Source organism: Clostridium sp. ETTB3, from assembly GCF_053571985.1.
This window is the reverse complement of the sequence record NZ_CP199832.1, coordinates 202,107-220,881: the sequence shown is the minus strand read 5'-3', so window position 1 is coordinate 220,881 and position 18,775 is coordinate 202,107. Positions and strand designations below refer to the sequence as shown.

Here is an 18,775-nt window from a genome sequence, read left to right as displayed (position 1 = left end):
CCTTTCCCAGATTACTTTCTTTTTCTTGATGCTTTTTCGTCGTAATCGTGTCCTCTGTATGTTCTAGTAAGAGCAAATTCTCCTAATTTGTGTCCTACCATATCTTCGCTCACATATACTGGAACGTGTTTTCTACCATCATGAACAGCGATTGTATGACCAATCATTTGTGGGAAAATTGTTGAAGATCTTGACCAAGTCTTAACAACCTTATTTTCACCATTAGCATTCATTTCTTCTATCTTCTTTAAAAGTCCTTCGTGTACGAAAGGTCCCTTTTTTATTGATCTACTCACTATAATTTGCCTCCCTTCATAATCTCTAGGCCCAGTAAGCCTGAAGAGAATTAATTCTCTTCAATTACTTACTATTTCTTCTCTTTATTATGAATCTATCAGAATATTTCTTATTCTTTCTAGTCTTGTATCCAAGTGCTGGTTTACCCCATGGAGTAACTGGACTTGGTCTACCGATAGGTGATCTACCTTCACCACCACCGTGAGGGTGATCGCAAGGATTCATTACAGAACCTCTAACTGTAGGTCTCCATCCCATGTGTCTCTTTCTACCAGCTTTACCAATGTTGATGATATCGTTAGTAGTGTTAGAAACTGTTCCGATTGTAGCTTTACATTCGATTCTTACATATCTCATTTCACCTGAAGGTAATCTTAATGTAGCGTAGTTACCTTCTTTAGCCATTAATTGAGCAGAAGTACCTGCTGATCTAACCATTTGGCCACCTTTACCAGCTTGTAATTCTATGTTGTGAACAACTGTACCAACCGGCATATCTTTTAATGCTTTAGCATTACCAACTTTGATATCAGCTTCTGGTCCAGATACGATTGTATCTCCAACCTTTAATCCTACTGGTGCAAGAATATATCTCTTTTCACCATCAGCATATACTACTAACGCAATGTATGCTGTTCTGTTTGGATCGTATTCTATAGTAGCAACTTTTGCTGGAATACCATCCTTATTTCTCTTGAAATCAATTATTCTATATTTTCTCTTAGCTCCACCACCGTGGTGTCTAACAGTTATTTTACCTTGAGCATTTCTACCACCAGTTTTCTTTAAAGAAACTAAAAGTGATTTCTCTGGGCTGTTTGTAGTTATTTCTTCAAAGCTAGCCATTGTCATCTCTCTTCTTGATGGTGTAGTAGGTCTAAACTTTTTAACTGCCATGCTAATTCCCTCCTTCTTTAAGCTTCTCTGGCTTTATAGCCAATATTACGCTTTGATATTATTGCATTCCTTCAAAGAATTCAATACCTTTGCTATCTTGAGCTAATGTGATTATAGCTTTCTTTTGGTCAGCTCTCTTACCAACATGTACGCCCATTCTCTTAGTTTTTCCCATAGTTCTTATAGTTTGAACTTTTTCAACTTTAACGCCGAAAACTTCTTCGATCGCTTTCTTTATTTGAACTTTGTTAGCGCTCATATGAACTATGAAAGTGTACTTCTTTTCTGCCATTGCAGCCATTGACTTTTCAGTTATAACTGGTTTTCTGATTATATCGTGGCTTGTTAACTTCATTATGCGTACACCTCCTCAATCTTTGATACAGCATCCTTAGTCATGATTACTTTTGGATATTTTAATAAATCATAAACGTTGATGTTATTTACAGGAAGTACTGCTACTCCTTCTATGTTTCTAGCTGATTTATAAACCGTTTCGTTTGCTTCAGCTGTTATGATTAATGTCTTCTTAGCATTAAAAGCATTTAACATTTTAACAACTTCCTTAGTCTTAGGTGCTTCTAATGTTAAGCTATCTAATACTACCATTTCATCATTTTGAACTTTGCTAGTTAATGCTGATAACATAGCAACTCTTCTCATTGACTTTGGTATAGACATTCTGTAATCTCTTGGCTTTGGTGCGAATACAACTCCACCTTTGATCCATTGTGGTGCTCTGATTGAACCTTGTCTAGCTCTACCAGTTCCCTTTTGTCTCCAAGGCTTAATTCCGCCTCCTCTAACCTCAGCTCTAGTTTTAGCTGATTGAGTTCCTTGTCTTTTATTAGCTAATAATGCAACAACTACTTGGTGCATAGCATCTGCATTTACTTCTGCAGCAAATATAGTCTCATTTAATTGAATATCTTCAATTTTGTTTCCTTCTTTGTTAAATAATCCTACTGTAGGCATTCTGTCTCCTCCTTTCTAAAGAAATTAAGCTTTAACAGCGTTTCTTATTACAACTGTGCTCTTGTTAGCACCTGGGATACCACCCTTAACTAATATTAAGTTCTTTTCAGCTATTACTTTAACAACTTCTAAGTTTAATACAGTTGTGTTTACAGCTCCCATGTGTCCTGGCATGTTCTTGTTCTTGAATGTTCTTGATGGATCTGAAGAAGCTCCCATTGAACCTACTGCTCTGTGGAACTTAGAACCGTGTGACATTGGTCCTCTGTTAGCATTCCATCTCTTAATAACCCCTTGGAATCCCTTACCTTTAGATACTCCAGAAACGTCAATTTTATCTCCAGCTGCAAATAAATCAGCTTTGATTTCTTGACCTACTTCATATCCGCTGCAGTCTTCTAATCTGAATTCTTTTAAAGTTCTTCTTAAAGATACTCCAGCCTTAGCAAAGTGTCCTTTTCTTGGCTTATTAACTAATTTTTCTCTTACTTCACCGAAACCAACTTGTATTGCTTCATAACCATCTTTTTCGATAGTTTTCTTTTGAACAACAACACATGGTCCAGCTTCTACTACAGTTACAGGAACTACCTTTCCATTTTCATCAAAAATTTGAGTCATTCCTATTTTCTTACCGATTATAGCTTTTTTCATGTATTTACACCTCCCAAACGCATTAGCGGATTGCTTTGCAATCATAACCGTTCAAACTGTTTATTTAATAGTTAAGCTATTATAGCTTTATTTCGATATCTACACCAGCAGGTAAGTTTAATCTCATTAATGCATCAACAGTTTTAGGTGATGGATTAACGATATCGATTAATCTCTTGTGTGTTCTGATTTCGAATTGTTCTCTTGAATCTTTGTATTTGTGAACAGCTCTTAATATTGTAACAACATCTTTTTCAGTTGGTAGTGGTACTGGACCTGCAACCTTTGCTCCTGTTGATTTAGCTGTTTCAACGATTTTTTCAGCAGATTGATCTAATATAGTGTGATCAAAAGCCTTTAATCTGATTCTAATTTTTTGTTTTGACATTCTGGTTTCCCTCCTTTTCATGTACGCTTTACTTCTAACGCACAACAGTTGTAGTTCTATAAACTGTTCCTGGTGTTTCATAAATAATAACACAGGCTACTACCCCTGTCGTCGGATTCTAGATCCTGACTTGCTCCTCAAGAATAACCCGGAAGTCCGGCAACCTCTTGATTCATCGCGTTGCGCTACACAACTTCTTTATTATACTATCTTTATAAATCTTTATCAAGACTTTTTTTTTATCTTTTTTTTATCATTTAAAAAAAACTTTTGTCCTTTTAGAAGTAATTCTGTCGTTCAACTGTTATTATTTTATATCGATTTTAGATTTTTTTCAATAGTATAATTAATGAAATTTTTGTTTGTATTACCTCATATTATATATCATTAACCATTTCATTTTAATGTAAACATTTTTATAGAGTTTTACTTTTATTTTTATAATAAATAATTTGATTTATTTTATATTTAATTGCTTGTATTTTATTTAATTATATAAATTTTTCTTATTTTATTATAACAACTATAAAAAATAATATGATAATTCTAATAAATTATTTGTTTATATAAAAAAAAGAGTAAAGGCGTCCCCTTACTCTTTCCTTTTATGCGATCACAATTTTAAGCGCTTTATTTAAAAATTATCTATTTAAAAATTTAAAAGTTTTTAAACTTGGTTTAAAACTATTCGATTATAGAAGTAACAACTCCTGAACCTACAGTTCTTCCACCTTCTCTGATAGCGAATCTTAAACCTTCATCCATAGCTACTTGAGTGATTAACTCAACGTTCATATCGATGTGGTCTCCAGGCATAACCATTTCCATTCCTTCTGGTAATTTGATTGATCCTGTAACGTCTGTTGTTCTGAAGTAGAATTGTGGTCTGTATCCATCGAAGAATGGAGTATGTCTACCACCTTCATCTTTCTTAAGTACGTATACTTGACCTACGAACTTGCTGTGTGGGTGAACTGATCCAACTTTAGCTAATACTTGACCTCTTTCGATGTCTGTTCTTTGAACACCTCTTAATAATGCTCCGATGTTATCTCCAGCTTGCGCTTCGTCTAGTAACTTTCTGAACATTTCGATTCCTGTTACTACTACTTTTCTCTTTTCTTCCATTAATCCTACGATTTCAACTTCGTCTGATACGTGAAGAACTCCTCTTTCAACTCTTCCTGTTGCAACTGTTCCTCTACCAGTGATTGTAAATACGTCTTCTACTGGCATTAAGAATGGCTTATCTGTAGCTCTTTCTGGAGTTGGAATGTAGCTATCTACTGCATCCATTAATTCCATGATGCAAGCTGTTGCTTCTGGATCTGTTGGGTTTTCTAATGCTCTTAAAGCTGATCCTTTTATTACTGGTATATCATCACCTGGGAATTCATACTCAGATAATAATTCTCTAACTTCCATTTCAACTAATTCTAATAATTCTTCGTCGTCTACCATATCTGCTTTGTTTAAGAATACAACGATATATTCAACACCAACTCTTGATGCTAATAAGATGTGTTCTCTTGTTTGTGGCATTGGACCGTCTGCAGCTGAACAAACTAAGATAGCTCCATCCATTTGTGCAGCACCAGTGATCATGTTCTTAACATAGTCAGCGTGTCCTGGACAGTCAACGTGAGCATAGTGTCTGTTTTCTGTTTCGTATTCAACGTGTGCAGTGTTGATTGTGATTCCTCTTTCTTTTTCTTCTGGAGCCTTATCGATTGATGCGTAATCGAATGCTTCAGCGAATCCTTTCTTTGATAATACAGTAGTGATTGCTGCTGTTAATGTAGTTTTACCGTGGTCTACGTGACCAATTGTTCCGATATTTACGTGTGGTTTACTTCTTTCGAACTTTTGCTTTGCCATTTGAAATTCCTCCTTTATGGAAACAATGTTATGTTAACTTTAAAATTTTTAAAGTTTTAATAATTGTTCTTTTATTATAAATTTAAATTGTTTTTATGTCTATATTAACTTTTGCAACATTACCCATAATTATATTATGGATAACATTACAAAAAATTATTACAAATTATTTTGCTCTTTTACCAGCAACTTCTTCTTGAATGCTCTTTGGTACTTCTTCATAGTGATCGAATACCATTGAGTAGTTACCTCTACCTTGAGATCTTGATCTTAAAGCTGTAGCATATCCGAACATTTCAGCTAGTGGTACGAATGCTCTTATAACTTGAGCTCCGTTAACTGCTTCCATACCTTCCATTCTACCTCTTCTTGAGTTGATATCACCAATAACATCTCCCATATACTCTTCTGGTACAGTTACTTCAACCTTCATCATTGGTTCAAGTAATACTGGGCTTGCCTTTTGCATAGCGTTCTTGAATGCCATAGAACCAGCAATCTTGAATGCCATTTCTGATGAATCGACTTCGTGGTAAGAACCGTGTACTAACTTAACTTTGAAGTTGATAACTTCGTATCCAGCTATTATACCGTTCTTAGCAGCTTCTTGAATACCAGCATCGATTGCAGGAATGTATTCTTTTGGAATAGCTCCCCCAACGATAGCATTTTCAAAGCTGTATTCTCCTTCAGTTGGTTCCATTTCAATTACAGCATGACCGTATTGACCCTTACCACCTGATTGCTTAGCATACTTAGCTTCAGCTTTAACTGCTGATCTTATAGTTTCTTTGTAAGCAACTTGAGGAGCTCCAACGTTACATTCAACCTTGAATTCTCTTTGTAATCTATCAACAATGATATCTAAGTGTAATTCACCCATACCAGCGATGATTGTTTGACCTGTTTCTTGATCAGTCCAAGTCTTGAAAGTTGGATCTTCTTCAGCTAACTTAGCTAAAGCTAATCCCATCTTTTCTTGACCAGCTTTTGTCTTTGGCTCGATAGCTACAGATATAACTGGTTCTGGGAATTCCATTGATTCAAGTATGATTGGTGCGCTTTCATCACATAAAGTATCACCTGTTGTAGTGTTCTTTAATCCGATAATTGCTCCTAATTCACCTGCTTCTAATGACTCAACTTCTTCTCTTGTGTTAGAGTGCATTTTAACAAGTCTTCCGATTCTTTCTTTCTTACCTTTTGTTGAGTTAAGAACATATGAACCACTGTTCATTACACCTGAGTATATTCTTGTAAAGGCAAGTTTTCCAACGAATGGGTCAGTAGCAATTTTGAATGCTAAAGCAGCCATTGGAGCTTCATCTGAAGCTTCTCTTGAATCTTCTTCTCCATCTAAAGTTTGACCTTGGATTGCAGGAATGTCTAATGGTGATGGTAAGTAAGCAACAACACCGTTGATCATTTCTTGAACCCCTTTGTTTTTGTATGAAGATCCACAGATACATGGAACTATTTCATTAGCTATAGTAGCTTTTCTTAAAGCAGCATGTAACTCTTCTTCAGTTAATTCTTCACCTTCAAGGTATTTTTCCATTAATGCTTCATCAGTTTCAGCAATTGCTTCAATCATAGCCATTCTGTATTCTTCAGCTTGATCAGCTAACTCTGCAGGAATTTCTTCAATTCTTACATCCTTACCTAAATCATCATAAGTAACGATTGCATGATTAGATATTAAATCTACCATACCTCTGAATTCTGCTTCAGAACCTATTGGAATTTGTATTGGAACTGCATTAGCTTTTAATCTATCTCTAACAGTGTTTATACATCTGAAGAAATCAGCTCCTGTAGCGTCCATCTTATTAACATATATCATTCTTGGAACACCGTACTTATCTGCCTGTCTCCAAACAGTTTCAGTTTGTGGTTCAACCCCACTTTTAGCGTCTAGAACTGTAACAGCTCCATCAAGAACTCTTAATGATCTTTCAACTTCAACTGTGAAGTCTACGTGACCTGGAGTATCGATGATGTTTAATTCATGCCCTTCCCAGAAACAAGTTGTTGCTGCAGAAGTAATTGTTATACCTCTTTCTTGTTCTTGAACCATCCAGTCCATTGTAGCAGCACCTTCATGAACTTCTCCTATTTTGTGGCTCTTTCCTGTATAGAATAATATTCTCTCAGTTGTTGTTGTTTTACCAGCATCAATGTGAGCCATTATTCCAAAATTACGGAATTTGTCTAATGGATATTTTCTAGCCATTTTATGTCCTCCTCTCAATGAGTAATTTTATATTCGACAAAACTGCTTTGGCATAAGCCAAAACAGTTTTTGTAATATTAGTATCTGTAATGAGCGAATGCTTTGTTTGCTTCTGCCATTTTGTGAGTATCTTCTCTCTTCTTAACAGCAGCTCCAGTATTATTAGCTGCATCTAATAATTCTCCAGCTAATCTTTCAGCCATAACTTTTTCGCCTCTTTTTCTAGCAGCAGCTAAAATCCATCTGATACCTAAAGTTTGTCTTCTTTCAGGTCTAACTTCGATTGGAACTTGGTAGTTAGCACCACCTATTCTTCTAGCTTTAACTTCTAATAAAGGCATAACATTGTTCATAGCTTCTTCAAATACTTCTAAAGCATCTTTGCCTGTCTTTTGCGCCATAATTTCAAACGCTTCGTAGCAAATCTTTTGTGCTACTCCTTTTTTACCATCTTCCATTACGTTGTTTATTAACTTAGTAACAACTTTTGAGTTGTATATTGGATCTGGTAATACATCTCTTTTTGCGATAAATCCTTTTCTTGGCACTTTTCTTCCCTCCTTAACAATTTTTAATTTAATTCATAGGTACTCGGCAAGTTAACTTACCGTAAAGTGCTTCGCTTCTTACATCTATATAAACTTATGTAAAATTTCTAGTCTATGTAAATGCCGAAGATAAGCACTGTCTTAGTTTAGAAAACTATTTTTGCTTTGGTCTCTTAGCACCGTATTTAGATCTTCCTTGCATTCTGTTAGCTACTCCAGCACAGTCTAGTGCTCCTCTTACGATATGGTATCTAACACCAGGAAGGTCCTTAACTCTACCACCTCTTATAAGAACAACGCTGTGCTCTTGTAAGTTGTGACCTACACCACCGATGTAAGCAGTAACTTCGAATCCATTTGTAAGTCTTACTCTGGCAATCTTTCTTAACGCTGAGTTAGGCTTCTTTGGAGTAGTAGTTTTAACAACTGTACAAACTCCTCTTCTTTGTGGACACTCGTTTAGTGCTGGCGCTGTTGATTTATTAACAACACTCTTTCTACCTTTTCTTACTAATTGGCTTATAGTTGGCATTTCTTCACCTCCTGAAATTTATTTATCTATATAAAATAAGATAAACACTAATTATTATTCTAGGGTCAATATTGCTGATGACTTAACATCAATCCCACCTATCTTCCCAAGTTCTTTCATTGTAGATACTTCTACAATTTTAATGTTTTTCTCTTTTGCTAGTTGAATTATTGGAAGTATCAACTTAGCATTTGCATCTTTAGCTACATATAAAACTTTTCCTTCGTTATTTTTAATTAACTTAGTACATTGTTTTATTCCAATAACTTTTTTTACTACAATTCTGTCTAACATGAATCCCCCTCCTTAAATTAAAGATCATAGAGGCATGTTATACAGGATGCCTCCATGAATCATGTAGACAATCATACTGTAGTGTAGCTTCAAAAATCACACAATTGGTATTTTATCATTTAAGCATACACATGTCAATAAAATTGCATTGTATTATTCTATTGTTTCAATATTATCTTCTTCTAACTCTTCTGTTGGTACATCAAGCTTTAAAGATCTATATCTCATCATACCTGTACCAGCTGGAATTAACTTACCAATAATAACATTTTCTTTTAATCCAATTAATGGATCTATTTTACCTTTAATAGCTGCTTCAGTAAGAACTCTTGTTGTTTCTTGGAATGAAGCTGCTGATAAGAAACTATCAGTTGCAAGAGCAGCTTTAGTAATACCTAATAATGCTACTTCACCCTTAGCTTCTTCTCCTCCAAATTCTCTTACTCTAGCATTTTCGCTTTCAAAGTCAAACATATCTATCATAGTACCTGGTAATAAATCAGTATCTCCTGAATCAGAAACCTTAACTTTTCTAGTCATTTGTCTAACAACTACTTCTAAGTGCTTATCATTGATATCAACACCTTGTAATCTATAAACTTTTTGAACTTCAGAAAGTAAGTATCTTCTAGCTCCTTCAACACCTTTGATATTCATGATATCATGAGGGTTAACTGAACCTTCTGTAATTTCATCTCCAGCTTCTATAACATCATTGTCAGATACTCTTAATCTTGAACCAAATGGAATATCATAGCTACATTCTTCACCGTCAGCAGCCATTACAAATACAGTCTTCTTCTTCTTAGTTTCTTCTATTCTTACAGTACCTGCAATTTCAGAAACTATAGCAAGCCCCTTAGGTTTTCTAGCTTCAAATAACTCTTCAACTCTAGGAAGACCTTGAGTGATATCCGCACCAGTAGCAACACCACCAGTATGGAATGTTCTCATTGTAAGCTGAGTACCTGGTTCACCGATTGATTGAGCTGCTATTATACCAACAGCTTCACCAATATTAATCTTTTGAGCTGTAGCCATGTTCATACCATAACACTTAGCACAAACACCAACTTTACAGTTACAAGTAAATACAGATCTTATCTTAACCTTTTTAACACCTGCAGCTGTTATTCTATCAGCCATATGCGATTCAATATATTGGTCTTTTCCTAATAATAATTCACCGCTTTCTGGATCATAAACATCTTCAGCAGTATATCTTCCATATAATCTTTCTGCTAATCCTTCGATTACTTCATTACCTTCTTTAATTTCAGCAACTATTAATCCTCTATCAGTACCACAATCTTCTTCTCTTACGATAACATCTTGTGATACGTCAACAAGTCTTCTTGTTAAGTAACCTGAATCGGCAGTCTTAAGTGCTGTATCGGCATTACCTTTTCTAGCACCGTGTGTTGATATGAAGTATTCTAATACGTCAAGACCTTCTCTAAATGAAGCCTTGATTGGTAATTCGATAATCTTACCTGATGGAGCGGCCATAAGTCCTCTCATACCAGCTAATTGCTTAATTTGGGCCTTAGATCCTCTGGCTCCTGAATCAGCCATCATGAAGATTGGATTGAATTTATCCAAGCTATCCATTAAGGCATTGGCAACATCTTCTGTTGTCTTACTCCACTTTTCAATAACTTTTTCATATCTTTCATCTTCAGATATGAAACCTCTCTTATACATCTTTTCTACTTTTTCAACTGTTTCTTCAGCTTCTTTTAGTAATTCATACTTAGCTTCAGGAACTATCATATCTGATGCTGCAACTGTTACAGCTCCAATAGATGAATAGTGATATCCCAATGCTTTAATTTTATCTAGCATTATTGATGTATTAGTAGGTCCATGCTTAATATAGCATTTATCTATTAATTTTCCTAAAGTTTTCTTAGTTATTAAGAAATCAACTTCAAGATTAAATTCTGTTTCTGGATTTTCTCTATCAACATATCCTAGGTCTTGAGGAATAGATTCATTGAATATAATCTTACCTACTGTAGTTTTGATTATACCATGTCTAACTATACCATCAACTTCCTTAAACATTCTAACGTTAATAGCAGCGTGAACAGCTATTTCTCCAACATTGTATGCCATTATAGCTTCATCAACAGAAGAGAAATACATTCCTTCTCCCTTAGCACCCTCTTTATCCATTGTTAAGTAGTATGAACCTAAAACCATATCCTGTGTAGGTACACATACTGGCTTACCATCTGAAGGTTTCATTATGTTACCAGCTGCAAGCATTAAGAATCTAGCTTCTGCTTGTGCTTCTACTGATAAAGGTACGTGAACAGCCATTTGGTCTCCATCGAAGTCCGCATTATATGCTGTACATACTAATGGGTGAAGTTTTATTGCTCTACCTTCAACTAATACTGGTTGGAATGCTTGAATTCCTAGTCTGTGTAGAGTAGGCGCTCTGTTAAGTAAAACTGGATGATCAGTAATAACTTCTTCAAGTATATCCCATACTTGTTCATTTACCCTTTCAACCATTCTCTTTGCGCTCTTAATATTGTGAGCTACGCCATCTTCAACTAATTTTTTCATTACGAAAGGCTTAAATAATTCTAAAGCCATTTCTTTAGGTAAACCACATTGGTACATTTTTAATTCTGGTCCAACAACGATAACTGATCTACCAGAATAATCAACTCTCTTACCAAGTAAGTTTTGTCTAAATCTACCTTGCTTACCTTTTAACATGTCAGATAATGATTTTAAAGGTCTGTTACCTGGTCCTGTAACTGGTCTTCCCCTTCTACCATTATCTATAAGAGCATCAACTGCTTCTTGAAGCATTCTTTTTTCATTTCTAACGATTATATCAGGAGCTCCTAAATCTAAAAGCTTCTTTAATCTGTTATTTCTGTTGATTACTCTTCTATATAAATCATTTAAATCAGATGTAGCAAATCTTCCTCCATCTAATTGAACCATTGGTCTTAAATCTGGTGGAATTACAGGAATTACGTTTATAACCATCCATCTTGGATCATTTCCTGATTTTCTAAAAGACTCAACAACTTCAAGTCTTCTTATAATTCTTACCTTCTTTTGACCACTGCTGTTCTTTAATTCTTCTTTTAACTCTTTAGCTTGTGCTTCTAAGTCAATTTCTCCCAAAATTTCTTGAACAGCTTCTGCACCCATTCCAGCTACGAAACTTTCTTCACCGAATTTGTCTACAGCTTCTCTATATTCTTTTTCACTTAAAAGTTGTTTCTTTAATAAAGATGTTTCTTTAGGGTCTATAACAACATATGAAGCAAAATAAAGAACTTTTTCTAAAGCTCTTGGTGACATATCTAAAAGTAATCCCATTCTTGATGGAATTCCTTTAAAGTACCAAATGTGAGATACTGGGGCAGCTAACTCAATGTGCCCCATTCTTTCTCTTCTTACTTTAGCTTTTGTAACTTCAACTCCACATCTGTCACAAACAATTCCCTTATATCTAACTCTCTTATATTTACCACAATGACATTCCCAGTCTTTCATAGGTCCAAATATTCTTTCACAGAATAGACCATCTCTTTCTGGTTTTAAAGTTCTATAATTAATTGTTTCAGGCTTCTTAACTTCACCTCTAGACCATTCTCTAATTTGGCTTGGAGAAGCTAATCCGATTTGTATAGCATCAAAATTGTTCAATTCAAACAAGGGTATATCCTCCCTTCAATTTTAGTGTTCGTCATTAACGAAATCATCTAATTCTAATTCTTCTTCATGGAAACCTTCTAAAGCAAATGATTCATAATCAATATCTTCATCCATTTCCTCATCATTAGTTGTATAACTATCATCTCCAGCAACAGGTTCAGTAACAAGTTCTTCTGTTCCTTCGATATTTACATCTAAGTCTTCTGAATCATCATCAGAGAACTCTTTTAATTTAACTTCTTCGTTATCTTCATTTAATACTTTAACATCTAAACATAAAGCTTGAAGTTCTTTAATAAGAACCTTAAATGATTCTGGAACTCCTGGTTCAGGGATATTTTCACCCTTAACTATAGCTTCATAAGTCTTAACTCTTCCTACAACGTCATCTGACTTAACTGTTAAGATTTCTTGTAATGTGTGTGCTGCACCATATGCTTCTAGTGCCCAAACTTCCATTTCCCCAAATCTTTGACCACCGAATTGAGCTTTACCTCCAAGTGGTTGTTGAGTAACTAATGAGTAAGGACCTGTAGATCTAGCATGGATCTTATCATCTACTAAGTGAGCAAGCTTTAAGATATACATTATACCAACTGTAACTTCGTTATCAAAAGCTTCCCCAGTTCTTCCATCATATAATACAGTCTTTCCATTTGCATTGTATCCTGCTTTTTCTAAGCATTCTTCAATGTTCTTTTCTGTTGCACCATCAAATACAGGTGTTGCAATGTGCCATCCTAATGCACTTGCTGCCCATCCTAAGTGAACTTCTAATACCTGACCAATGTTCATACGTGATGGAACCCCTAGTGGATTTAAACAAATTTGTAGTGGTCTACCATCTGGTAAGAATGGCATATCTTCTTCTGGTAAAACTCTAGAAATAACCCCTTTGTTACCATGACGTCCTGCCATCTTATCCCCAACAGATATTTTTCTCTTTTGAGCTATATAACATCTTACAAGTTCGTTAACACCTGGATTTAAGTCATCACCGTTTTCTCTTGTAAATACTTTTACGTCAACGATAATACCAGCTTCTCCATGTGGTACTCTTAATGAAGTATCTCTAACTTCTCTTGCTTTTTCACCAAATATAGCTCTTAATAATCTTTCCTCAGCAGTTAATTCAGTTTCTCCCTTAGGTGTAACTTTACCTACAAGTACATCTCCTGATCTAACTTCAGCCCCGATTCTGATTATTCCTCTTTCATCTATATCTTTAAGAGCATCTTCACTAACGTTAGGAATATCTCTTGTTATTTCTTCTGGTCCTAGCTTAGTATCTCTAGCTTCACATTCATATTCTTCAATATGAATAGAAGTAAATACATCTTCTCTTACTAATTCTTCAGAGATAAGCATAGCATCCTCGTAGTTGTAACCTTCCCAAGTTATGAATCCCATTCTGATATTCTTTCCTAATGCGATTTCTCCTAGGTCAGTTGCTGGACCGTCTGCTAACACTTGGTTCTTAAATACAATTTCACCCTTATCAACTAAAGGTCTTTGGTTTATACAAGTACCTGGGTTACTTCTCTTGAATTTAAGTAATTTGTAAGTATCAATTCCACCATCAACATCTCTCTTAACTCTGATTTCTGATGAACTAACATATACAACTGTACCTGAGTTCTTAGCTTTAGGTAATACTCCTGAATCCGCTGCTGCTCTATACTCAATTCCTGTACCAACTATTGGTGCTTGTGGCTTTAATAGTGGAACTGCTTGACGTTGCATGTTTGCTCCCATAAGAGCTCTAGATGCGTCGTCATTTTCAAGGAAAGGTATCATTGCTGTAGCAACAGAAACTATTTGTCTTGGTGAAACATCGATTAAATCTACATCTTTAGCATTTACTTGTAAAATGTCATGCTTATGTCTAACAGTAACTCTACTATCTACGAATCTTCCATCTTCACCAATTGGTTCTTTTGCTTGTGCAATTAAGTATAAATCTTCTTCATCAGCAGTAAAGTATCTAATTTCATTTGTAACTATTCCAGTTTCTTTATCAATTAGTCTATATGGTGTTTCAATAAATCCATATTCATTTACTTTTGCATATGTTGCTAATGAGTTGATTAATCCTATATTTGGTCCTTCTGGAGTTTCTATAGGACACATTCTACCATAATGAGAGTGGTGAACGTCTCTAACTTCGAAACCAGCTCTTTCTCTTGAAAGACCTCCTGGTCCTAAAGCAGATAATCTTCTCTTATGTGTTAACTCAGATAATGGATTAGTTTGATCCATGAATTGTGATAATTGAGAACTACCAAAGAATTCTTTTATTGCAGCAGCTACTGGTCTAATGTTTATTAACATTTGAGGAGTAATTGCTTCTTGATCTTGAATAGTCATTCTTTCTTTAACTACTCTTTCCATTCTTGATAAACCAATTCTAAATTGATTTTGTAGTAACTCACCTACAGATCTTAATCTTCTATTACCTAAGTGGTCTATATCATCAGTATATCCAATACCATAAGCTAATCCTAATTGATAACTTATAGTAGCAAATATATCATCTCTTATAATATGTTTAGGTATTAATCTTGTTATGTTCTTCTTAATTTCTTCTTTTATAGTTTGCTCATCATCATAATTGTCAAGAATCTCCATTAATGTTGGATAATGAACAGCTTCCCTTATGTTTAAATCACTTACATCAAATTGAACAACTTTTTCTAAATCAACAAAGTGATTTCCCATTACTCTTACAACTTTGTCTTCTACTAAAATATCAACAGAATTTATTCCTGCAGATTGAATATCAGAAGCCATTGTTCTGCTTATCTTTTCTCCTTGTTCAACCATTATTTCTCCAGTTGAAGGATTTATTATGTCAGCAGCTGCAATTTGATTAATTAATCTAAGATTAATAGCTAATTTTTTATTAAATTTATATCTACCAACTCTAGATAAATCATATCTCTTAGCATCAAAAAATAAAGAGTCTATTAATGAAACAGCACTATCAACTGTTGGTGGTTCACCTGGCCTTAATCTTTTATAAATTTCAAGTAAAGCTTCTTCCTTAGTCTTAGTGTTGTCTTTTTCAATAGTTGCTTTAAATCTTTCTTCTTCTCCAAAATAATCTAAAAGTTCTTGGTCACTTCCATACCCCATAGCTCTAGCTAATATAGATATTGGTAATTTTCTTGTTTTGTCAATTCTAACATAAATAACATCATTAGAATCTGTTTCATATTCTAACCATGCACCTCTGTTTGGAATAACAGTTGATGAAAACAGCTTTTTACCGCTTTTATCAACAGTATTGCTATAATATACACCTGGAGATCTAACTAACTGACTTACAATAACTCTTTCAGCCCCGTTAATAATAAAAGTACCTTGCTCTGTCATTAATGGGAAGTCTCCCATAAATACTTCTTGTTCTTTTATTTCTCCTGTTTCATTGTTTGTCAGTCTTACTGACACTTTTAGTGGCGCTGCATAAGTGCAATCTCTTTCCTTACACTCTTCCACTGAATACTTAATATTATCCATATCAAGTTTGTAATCTACAAACTCTAGTACAAGATTTCCAGTGAAATTTGAAATTGGGTTTACATCATCAAATACTTCTAATAAACCTTCTCTTAAAAACCACTCGTAAGAATCTAATTGTACCTCGATTAAGTTTGGCATTTCGGTTACATCTTTAACCTTAGCAAAGCTCATTCTAGTTCTTTTTCCGACTTGGACAGGATGTACCATGAATTTTCACCCCTTGTTTAAAGTAAAATAACCAAAAGCATAATTTCCCTAAGGACTTATACTTTCGGAGAGCATCACGTTATAGCATAATCACCTTCGATTATACTCATTTTCGCAAGAATATATAATTATCCATAATGAATAGTACATTTTATGATAGTAACATACACAATTTCCTTTGTCAACACCTTTGCATATTAATTACAATCCATTAATATGATAGTATTTACAAAAAAAATTTTTTTATTCCATTTTTTCAAATCTTATTCATGATTTGGGCATTAAAAAAGGTGCTATATAGCACCTTTTATATATAAAGTTTAAATTACTTTATTTCTGCTTCTGCTCCAACTTCAGCTAATTTAGCTTTCATGTCTTCAGCTTCTTCCTTAGAAACAGCTTCTTTTAATGTCTTAGGAGCTCCGTCAACTATTTCCTTAGCTTCCTTTAATCCTAATCCAGTTAATTCTCTAACAACTTTGATAACCTTGATCTTGTTAGCACCAGCGTTTGCTAATACAACGTCGAACTCAGTCTTTTCTTCTGCTGCAGCACCTGCAACAGCTCCACCAGCAACAGCAACTGGAGCAGCAGCGCTAACACCAAACTCCTCTTCGCAAGCAGTTACTAATTCGTTTAATTCTAAAACAGTCATTTCTTTTATAGCTTGAATGATTTCTTCTCTTGTCATTTTAATTGCACCTCCAAAATTTTATCAGTTATTATTCAGCTGACTCTGATTCTTTTTTTTCTTTAATTGCATTTAATAAATATGCAAGGTTTGATAATGGAGCTTTGAAGCTTCCAAGAAGTTTTGCAATAAGAACTTCCTTTGATGGAATTGTTGCAAGTTTTTCAACTCCAGCCTTGTCATAAACAATACCGTCAACAATACCTGCTTTTAATTCTAACTTCTTATGATCTTTACCGAAGTTATGTAATACTCTAGCAGGAGCAGTAGCATCTTCGTAACCGAAAGCTATAGAAACTGGTCCTTCTAAGTATTGAACTAAATCACCTAAACCTAATTCGTTAGCAGCTAATGTTACTAATGTGTTCTTATAAACTTTATATTCAACACCAGCTTCTCTTAAGCTCTTTCTTAACATTGTATCTTCTTCAACTGTTAATCCTTGGTAACTAGCTAATACTACACCTTGAGCTTTTTCTAACTTTTCTTTAATCTCAGCTACTTTAGCTTCTTTGATTTGTCTGTTCTTCTTTATCACTGTGTGTCCACCTCCTCACAGTTATTAACTGTAATATATATTAAGAAAGGTCTTCCCATAGACATAGGAAGACCAAATAAATAATCACTTATCTAGTTATCCTAGGCAGGCGATTACAACTTTAAACCTTACGGCACCTACTGTCTACGGAAACAGTATTCTCTTTTTTCACAACGAAATTTATTATACTATGTTAATTTCACTATGTCAATATTAATCTAAAACTTTTGTTGGATTAATCTTAGCTCCAGGTCCCATTGTGCTTGAAACTGATACAGACTTAATGTATTGTCCCTTAGCAGCAGCTGGCTTAGCCTTTACTAATGCATCCATTAAAGCGTGGAAGTTTTCTTGTAACTTTTCAACACCAAATGATTTCTTTCCGATTGGGCAGTGAACGATAGCAGTCTTATCAACTCTGTATTCAACTTTACCAGCTTTGATATCAGCTATAGCCTTAGCTACGTCAAATGTAACTGTTCCTGATTTTGGGTTTGGCATTAATCCCTTAGGTCCTAAAACTCTACCTAATCTACCAACTACACCCATCATGTCTGGAGTAGCAACTACTACATCGTAGTCAAACCAGTTTTCACCTTGGATCTTTTGAACTAATTCTTCAGCTCCAACGAAATCAGCTCCAGCTTCTTGAGCTTCTGTAGCTTTTGCACCCTTTGCAAATACTAATACTTTAACACTTTTACCAGTTCCGTTTGGAAGAACAACAGCTCCTCTAACTTGTTGGTCAGCGTGTCTTGGGTCTACCCCTAATCTAACATGTAATTCAACTGTTTCGTCGAATTTAGCTTTTGCAGTCTTAACAGCTAAATCTAACGCTTCAGCTGGTGTATATAAAACGTTCTTATCAACTAATTTTGAACTTTCAATATATTTCTTTCCCATTGTTATGCCTCCTTCGTGGTTTTAGCGGTTTTTACCTCCCACTTATTAAAAAATCAGAATTACTCTGCTATTGTAACACCCATACTTCTAGCTGTTCCTTCGATCATGCTCATTGCAGTTTCGATTGTAGCAGCGTTTAAGTCTGGCATTTTTAATTCAGCGATCTTTCTAACTTGATCCTTTGTTAATGATCCAACCTTTGTTCTGTTAGGAACTCCTGATCCGCTTTCTAATCCTAATTCTTTCTTAATTAGAACTGCTGCTGGAGGAGTCTTTAAGATAAAACTAAAAGATCTATCTTGATATACTGTTATAACAACTGGTATTATTAATCCAGCTTGATTAGCAGTCTTTGCGTTAAACTCCTTACAGAATCCCATAATATTTACACCGTGTTGCCCTAATGCTGGACCTACTGGTGGTGCTGGTGTTGCCTTACCTGCAGGAAGTTGTAATTTAATCATTCCTGTTACTTTCTTAGCCATTTACTATTCCTCCTATACTGTGGTAATACGGACTTTTTGTCCT

General features: G+C 34.8%; 17 protein-coding genes and 1 other annotated feature. All 17 genes read right to left on the bottom strand.

The window, feature by feature from the left end:
• Positions 1-11: 11 nt before the first annotated feature.
• Positions 12-296: a 30S ribosomal protein S19 gene (gene rpsS, locus ACUN06_RS01070; protein WP_005212052.1), complete on the bottom strand. Its 285-nt coding sequence runs from the start codon at positions 294-296 to the stop codon at positions 12-14.
• Between the two features lie 64 nt (positions 297-360).
• Positions 361-1,194: a 50S ribosomal protein L2 gene (rplB, locus tag ACUN06_RS01065; RefSeq protein ID WP_291732235.1), complete on the bottom strand. Its 834-nt coding sequence runs from the start codon at positions 1,192-1,194 to the stop codon at positions 361-363.
• 58 nt (positions 1,195-1,252) lie between these two features.
• Positions 1,253-1,549, bottom strand: coding sequence for a 50S ribosomal protein L23 (rplW, locus tag ACUN06_RS01060; RefSeq protein WP_042401534.1), 297 nt, complete (start codon positions 1,547-1,549; stop codon positions 1,253-1,255).
• Positions 1,549-2,169: a 50S ribosomal protein L4 gene (gene rplD / locus ACUN06_RS01055; protein ID WP_291732238.1), complete on the bottom strand. Its 621-nt coding sequence runs from the start codon at positions 2,167-2,169 to the stop codon at positions 1,549-1,551. Before rplD ends, rplW begins: the two co-directional genes overlap by 1 nt.
• Positions 2,170-2,193: 24 nt before the next feature.
• Positions 2,194-2,823 carry a 50S ribosomal protein L3 gene (gene rplC / locus ACUN06_RS01050; RefSeq protein WP_291732240.1) on the bottom strand — a complete coding sequence of 210 codons (630 nt, stop codon included), beginning with the start codon at positions 2,821-2,823 and terminating at the stop codon, positions 2,194-2,196.
• A gap of 79 nt (positions 2,824-2,902) precedes the next feature.
• Positions 2,903-3,211: a 30S ribosomal protein S10 gene (gene rpsJ / locus ACUN06_RS01045; protein WP_021876938.1), complete on the bottom strand. Its 309-nt coding sequence runs from the start codon at positions 3,209-3,211 to the stop codon at positions 2,903-2,905.
• Between the two features lie 684 nt (positions 3,212-3,895).
• Positions 3,896-5,089, bottom strand: coding sequence for an elongation factor Tu (gene tuf / locus ACUN06_RS01040; RefSeq protein WP_291733190.1), 1,194 nt, complete (start codon positions 5,087-5,089; stop codon positions 3,896-3,898).
• Positions 5,090-5,255: 166 nt separating this feature from the next.
• Positions 5,256-7,322 carry an elongation factor G gene (gene fusA, locus ACUN06_RS01035; protein ID WP_291734450.1) on the bottom strand — a complete coding sequence of 689 codons (2,067 nt, stop codon included), beginning with the start codon at positions 7,320-7,322 and terminating at the stop codon, positions 5,256-5,258.
• 77 nt (positions 7,323-7,399) lie between these two features.
• Positions 7,400-7,870 (bottom strand): 30S ribosomal protein S7, encoded by a 471-nt coding sequence (rpsG, locus tag ACUN06_RS01030; RefSeq protein WP_291734448.1) that lies wholly within the window; start codon positions 7,868-7,870, stop codon positions 7,400-7,402.
• A gap of 154 nt (positions 7,871-8,024) precedes the next feature.
• Positions 8,025-8,402, bottom strand: coding sequence for a 30S ribosomal protein S12 (gene rpsL, locus ACUN06_RS01025; RefSeq protein ID WP_291734445.1), 378 nt, complete (start codon positions 8,400-8,402; stop codon positions 8,025-8,027).
• 54 nt (positions 8,403-8,456) lie between these two features.
• Entirely contained in the window at positions 8,457-8,696 is a 240-nt protein-coding gene (locus ACUN06_RS01020; protein WP_291734443.1) for a ribosomal L7Ae/L30e/S12e/Gadd45 family protein, read from the bottom strand.
• A 153-nt stretch (positions 8,697-8,849) separates the two neighbouring features.
• A complete protein-coding gene (rpoC, locus tag ACUN06_RS01015; RefSeq protein ID WP_291734441.1) occupies positions 8,850-12,386 on the bottom strand; it encodes a DNA-directed RNA polymerase subunit beta' in 3,537 nt (1,178 codons plus the stop codon).
• Between the two features lie 21 nt (positions 12,387-12,407).
• The gene (gene rpoB / locus ACUN06_RS01010) at positions 12,408-16,115 is read right to left on the bottom strand and encodes a DNA-directed RNA polymerase subunit beta (RefSeq protein ID WP_294162651.1); all 3,708 of its coding nucleotides are present in this window, start codon (positions 16,113-16,115) and stop codon (positions 12,408-12,410) included.
• Positions 16,116-16,440: 325 nt separating this feature from the next.
• Entirely contained in the window at positions 16,441-16,806 is a 366-nt protein-coding gene (gene rplL / locus ACUN06_RS01005) for a 50S ribosomal protein L7/L12 (protein ID WP_294162649.1), read from the bottom strand.
• 31 nt (positions 16,807-16,837) lie between these two features.
• Positions 16,838-17,341, bottom strand: coding sequence for a 50S ribosomal protein L10 (gene rplJ, locus ACUN06_RS01000; protein WP_291736293.1), 504 nt, complete (start codon positions 17,339-17,341; stop codon positions 16,838-16,840).
• A 36-nt stretch (positions 17,342-17,377) separates the two neighbouring features.
• Positions 17,378-17,512, bottom strand: a sequence feature (ribosomal protein L10 leader region).
• Positions 17,513-17,557: 45 nt separating this feature from the next.
• Positions 17,558-18,247, bottom strand: a complete 690-nt coding sequence (gene rplA, locus ACUN06_RS00995) for a 50S ribosomal protein L1 (protein ID WP_291736287.1) — start codon at positions 18,245-18,247, stop codon at positions 17,558-17,560.
• 59 nt (positions 18,248-18,306) lie between these two features.
• Positions 18,307-18,732: a 50S ribosomal protein L11 gene (gene rplK / locus ACUN06_RS00990; protein ID WP_291736289.1), complete on the bottom strand. Its 426-nt coding sequence runs from the start codon at positions 18,730-18,732 to the stop codon at positions 18,307-18,309.
• Positions 18,733-18,775 lie beyond the last annotated feature (43 nt).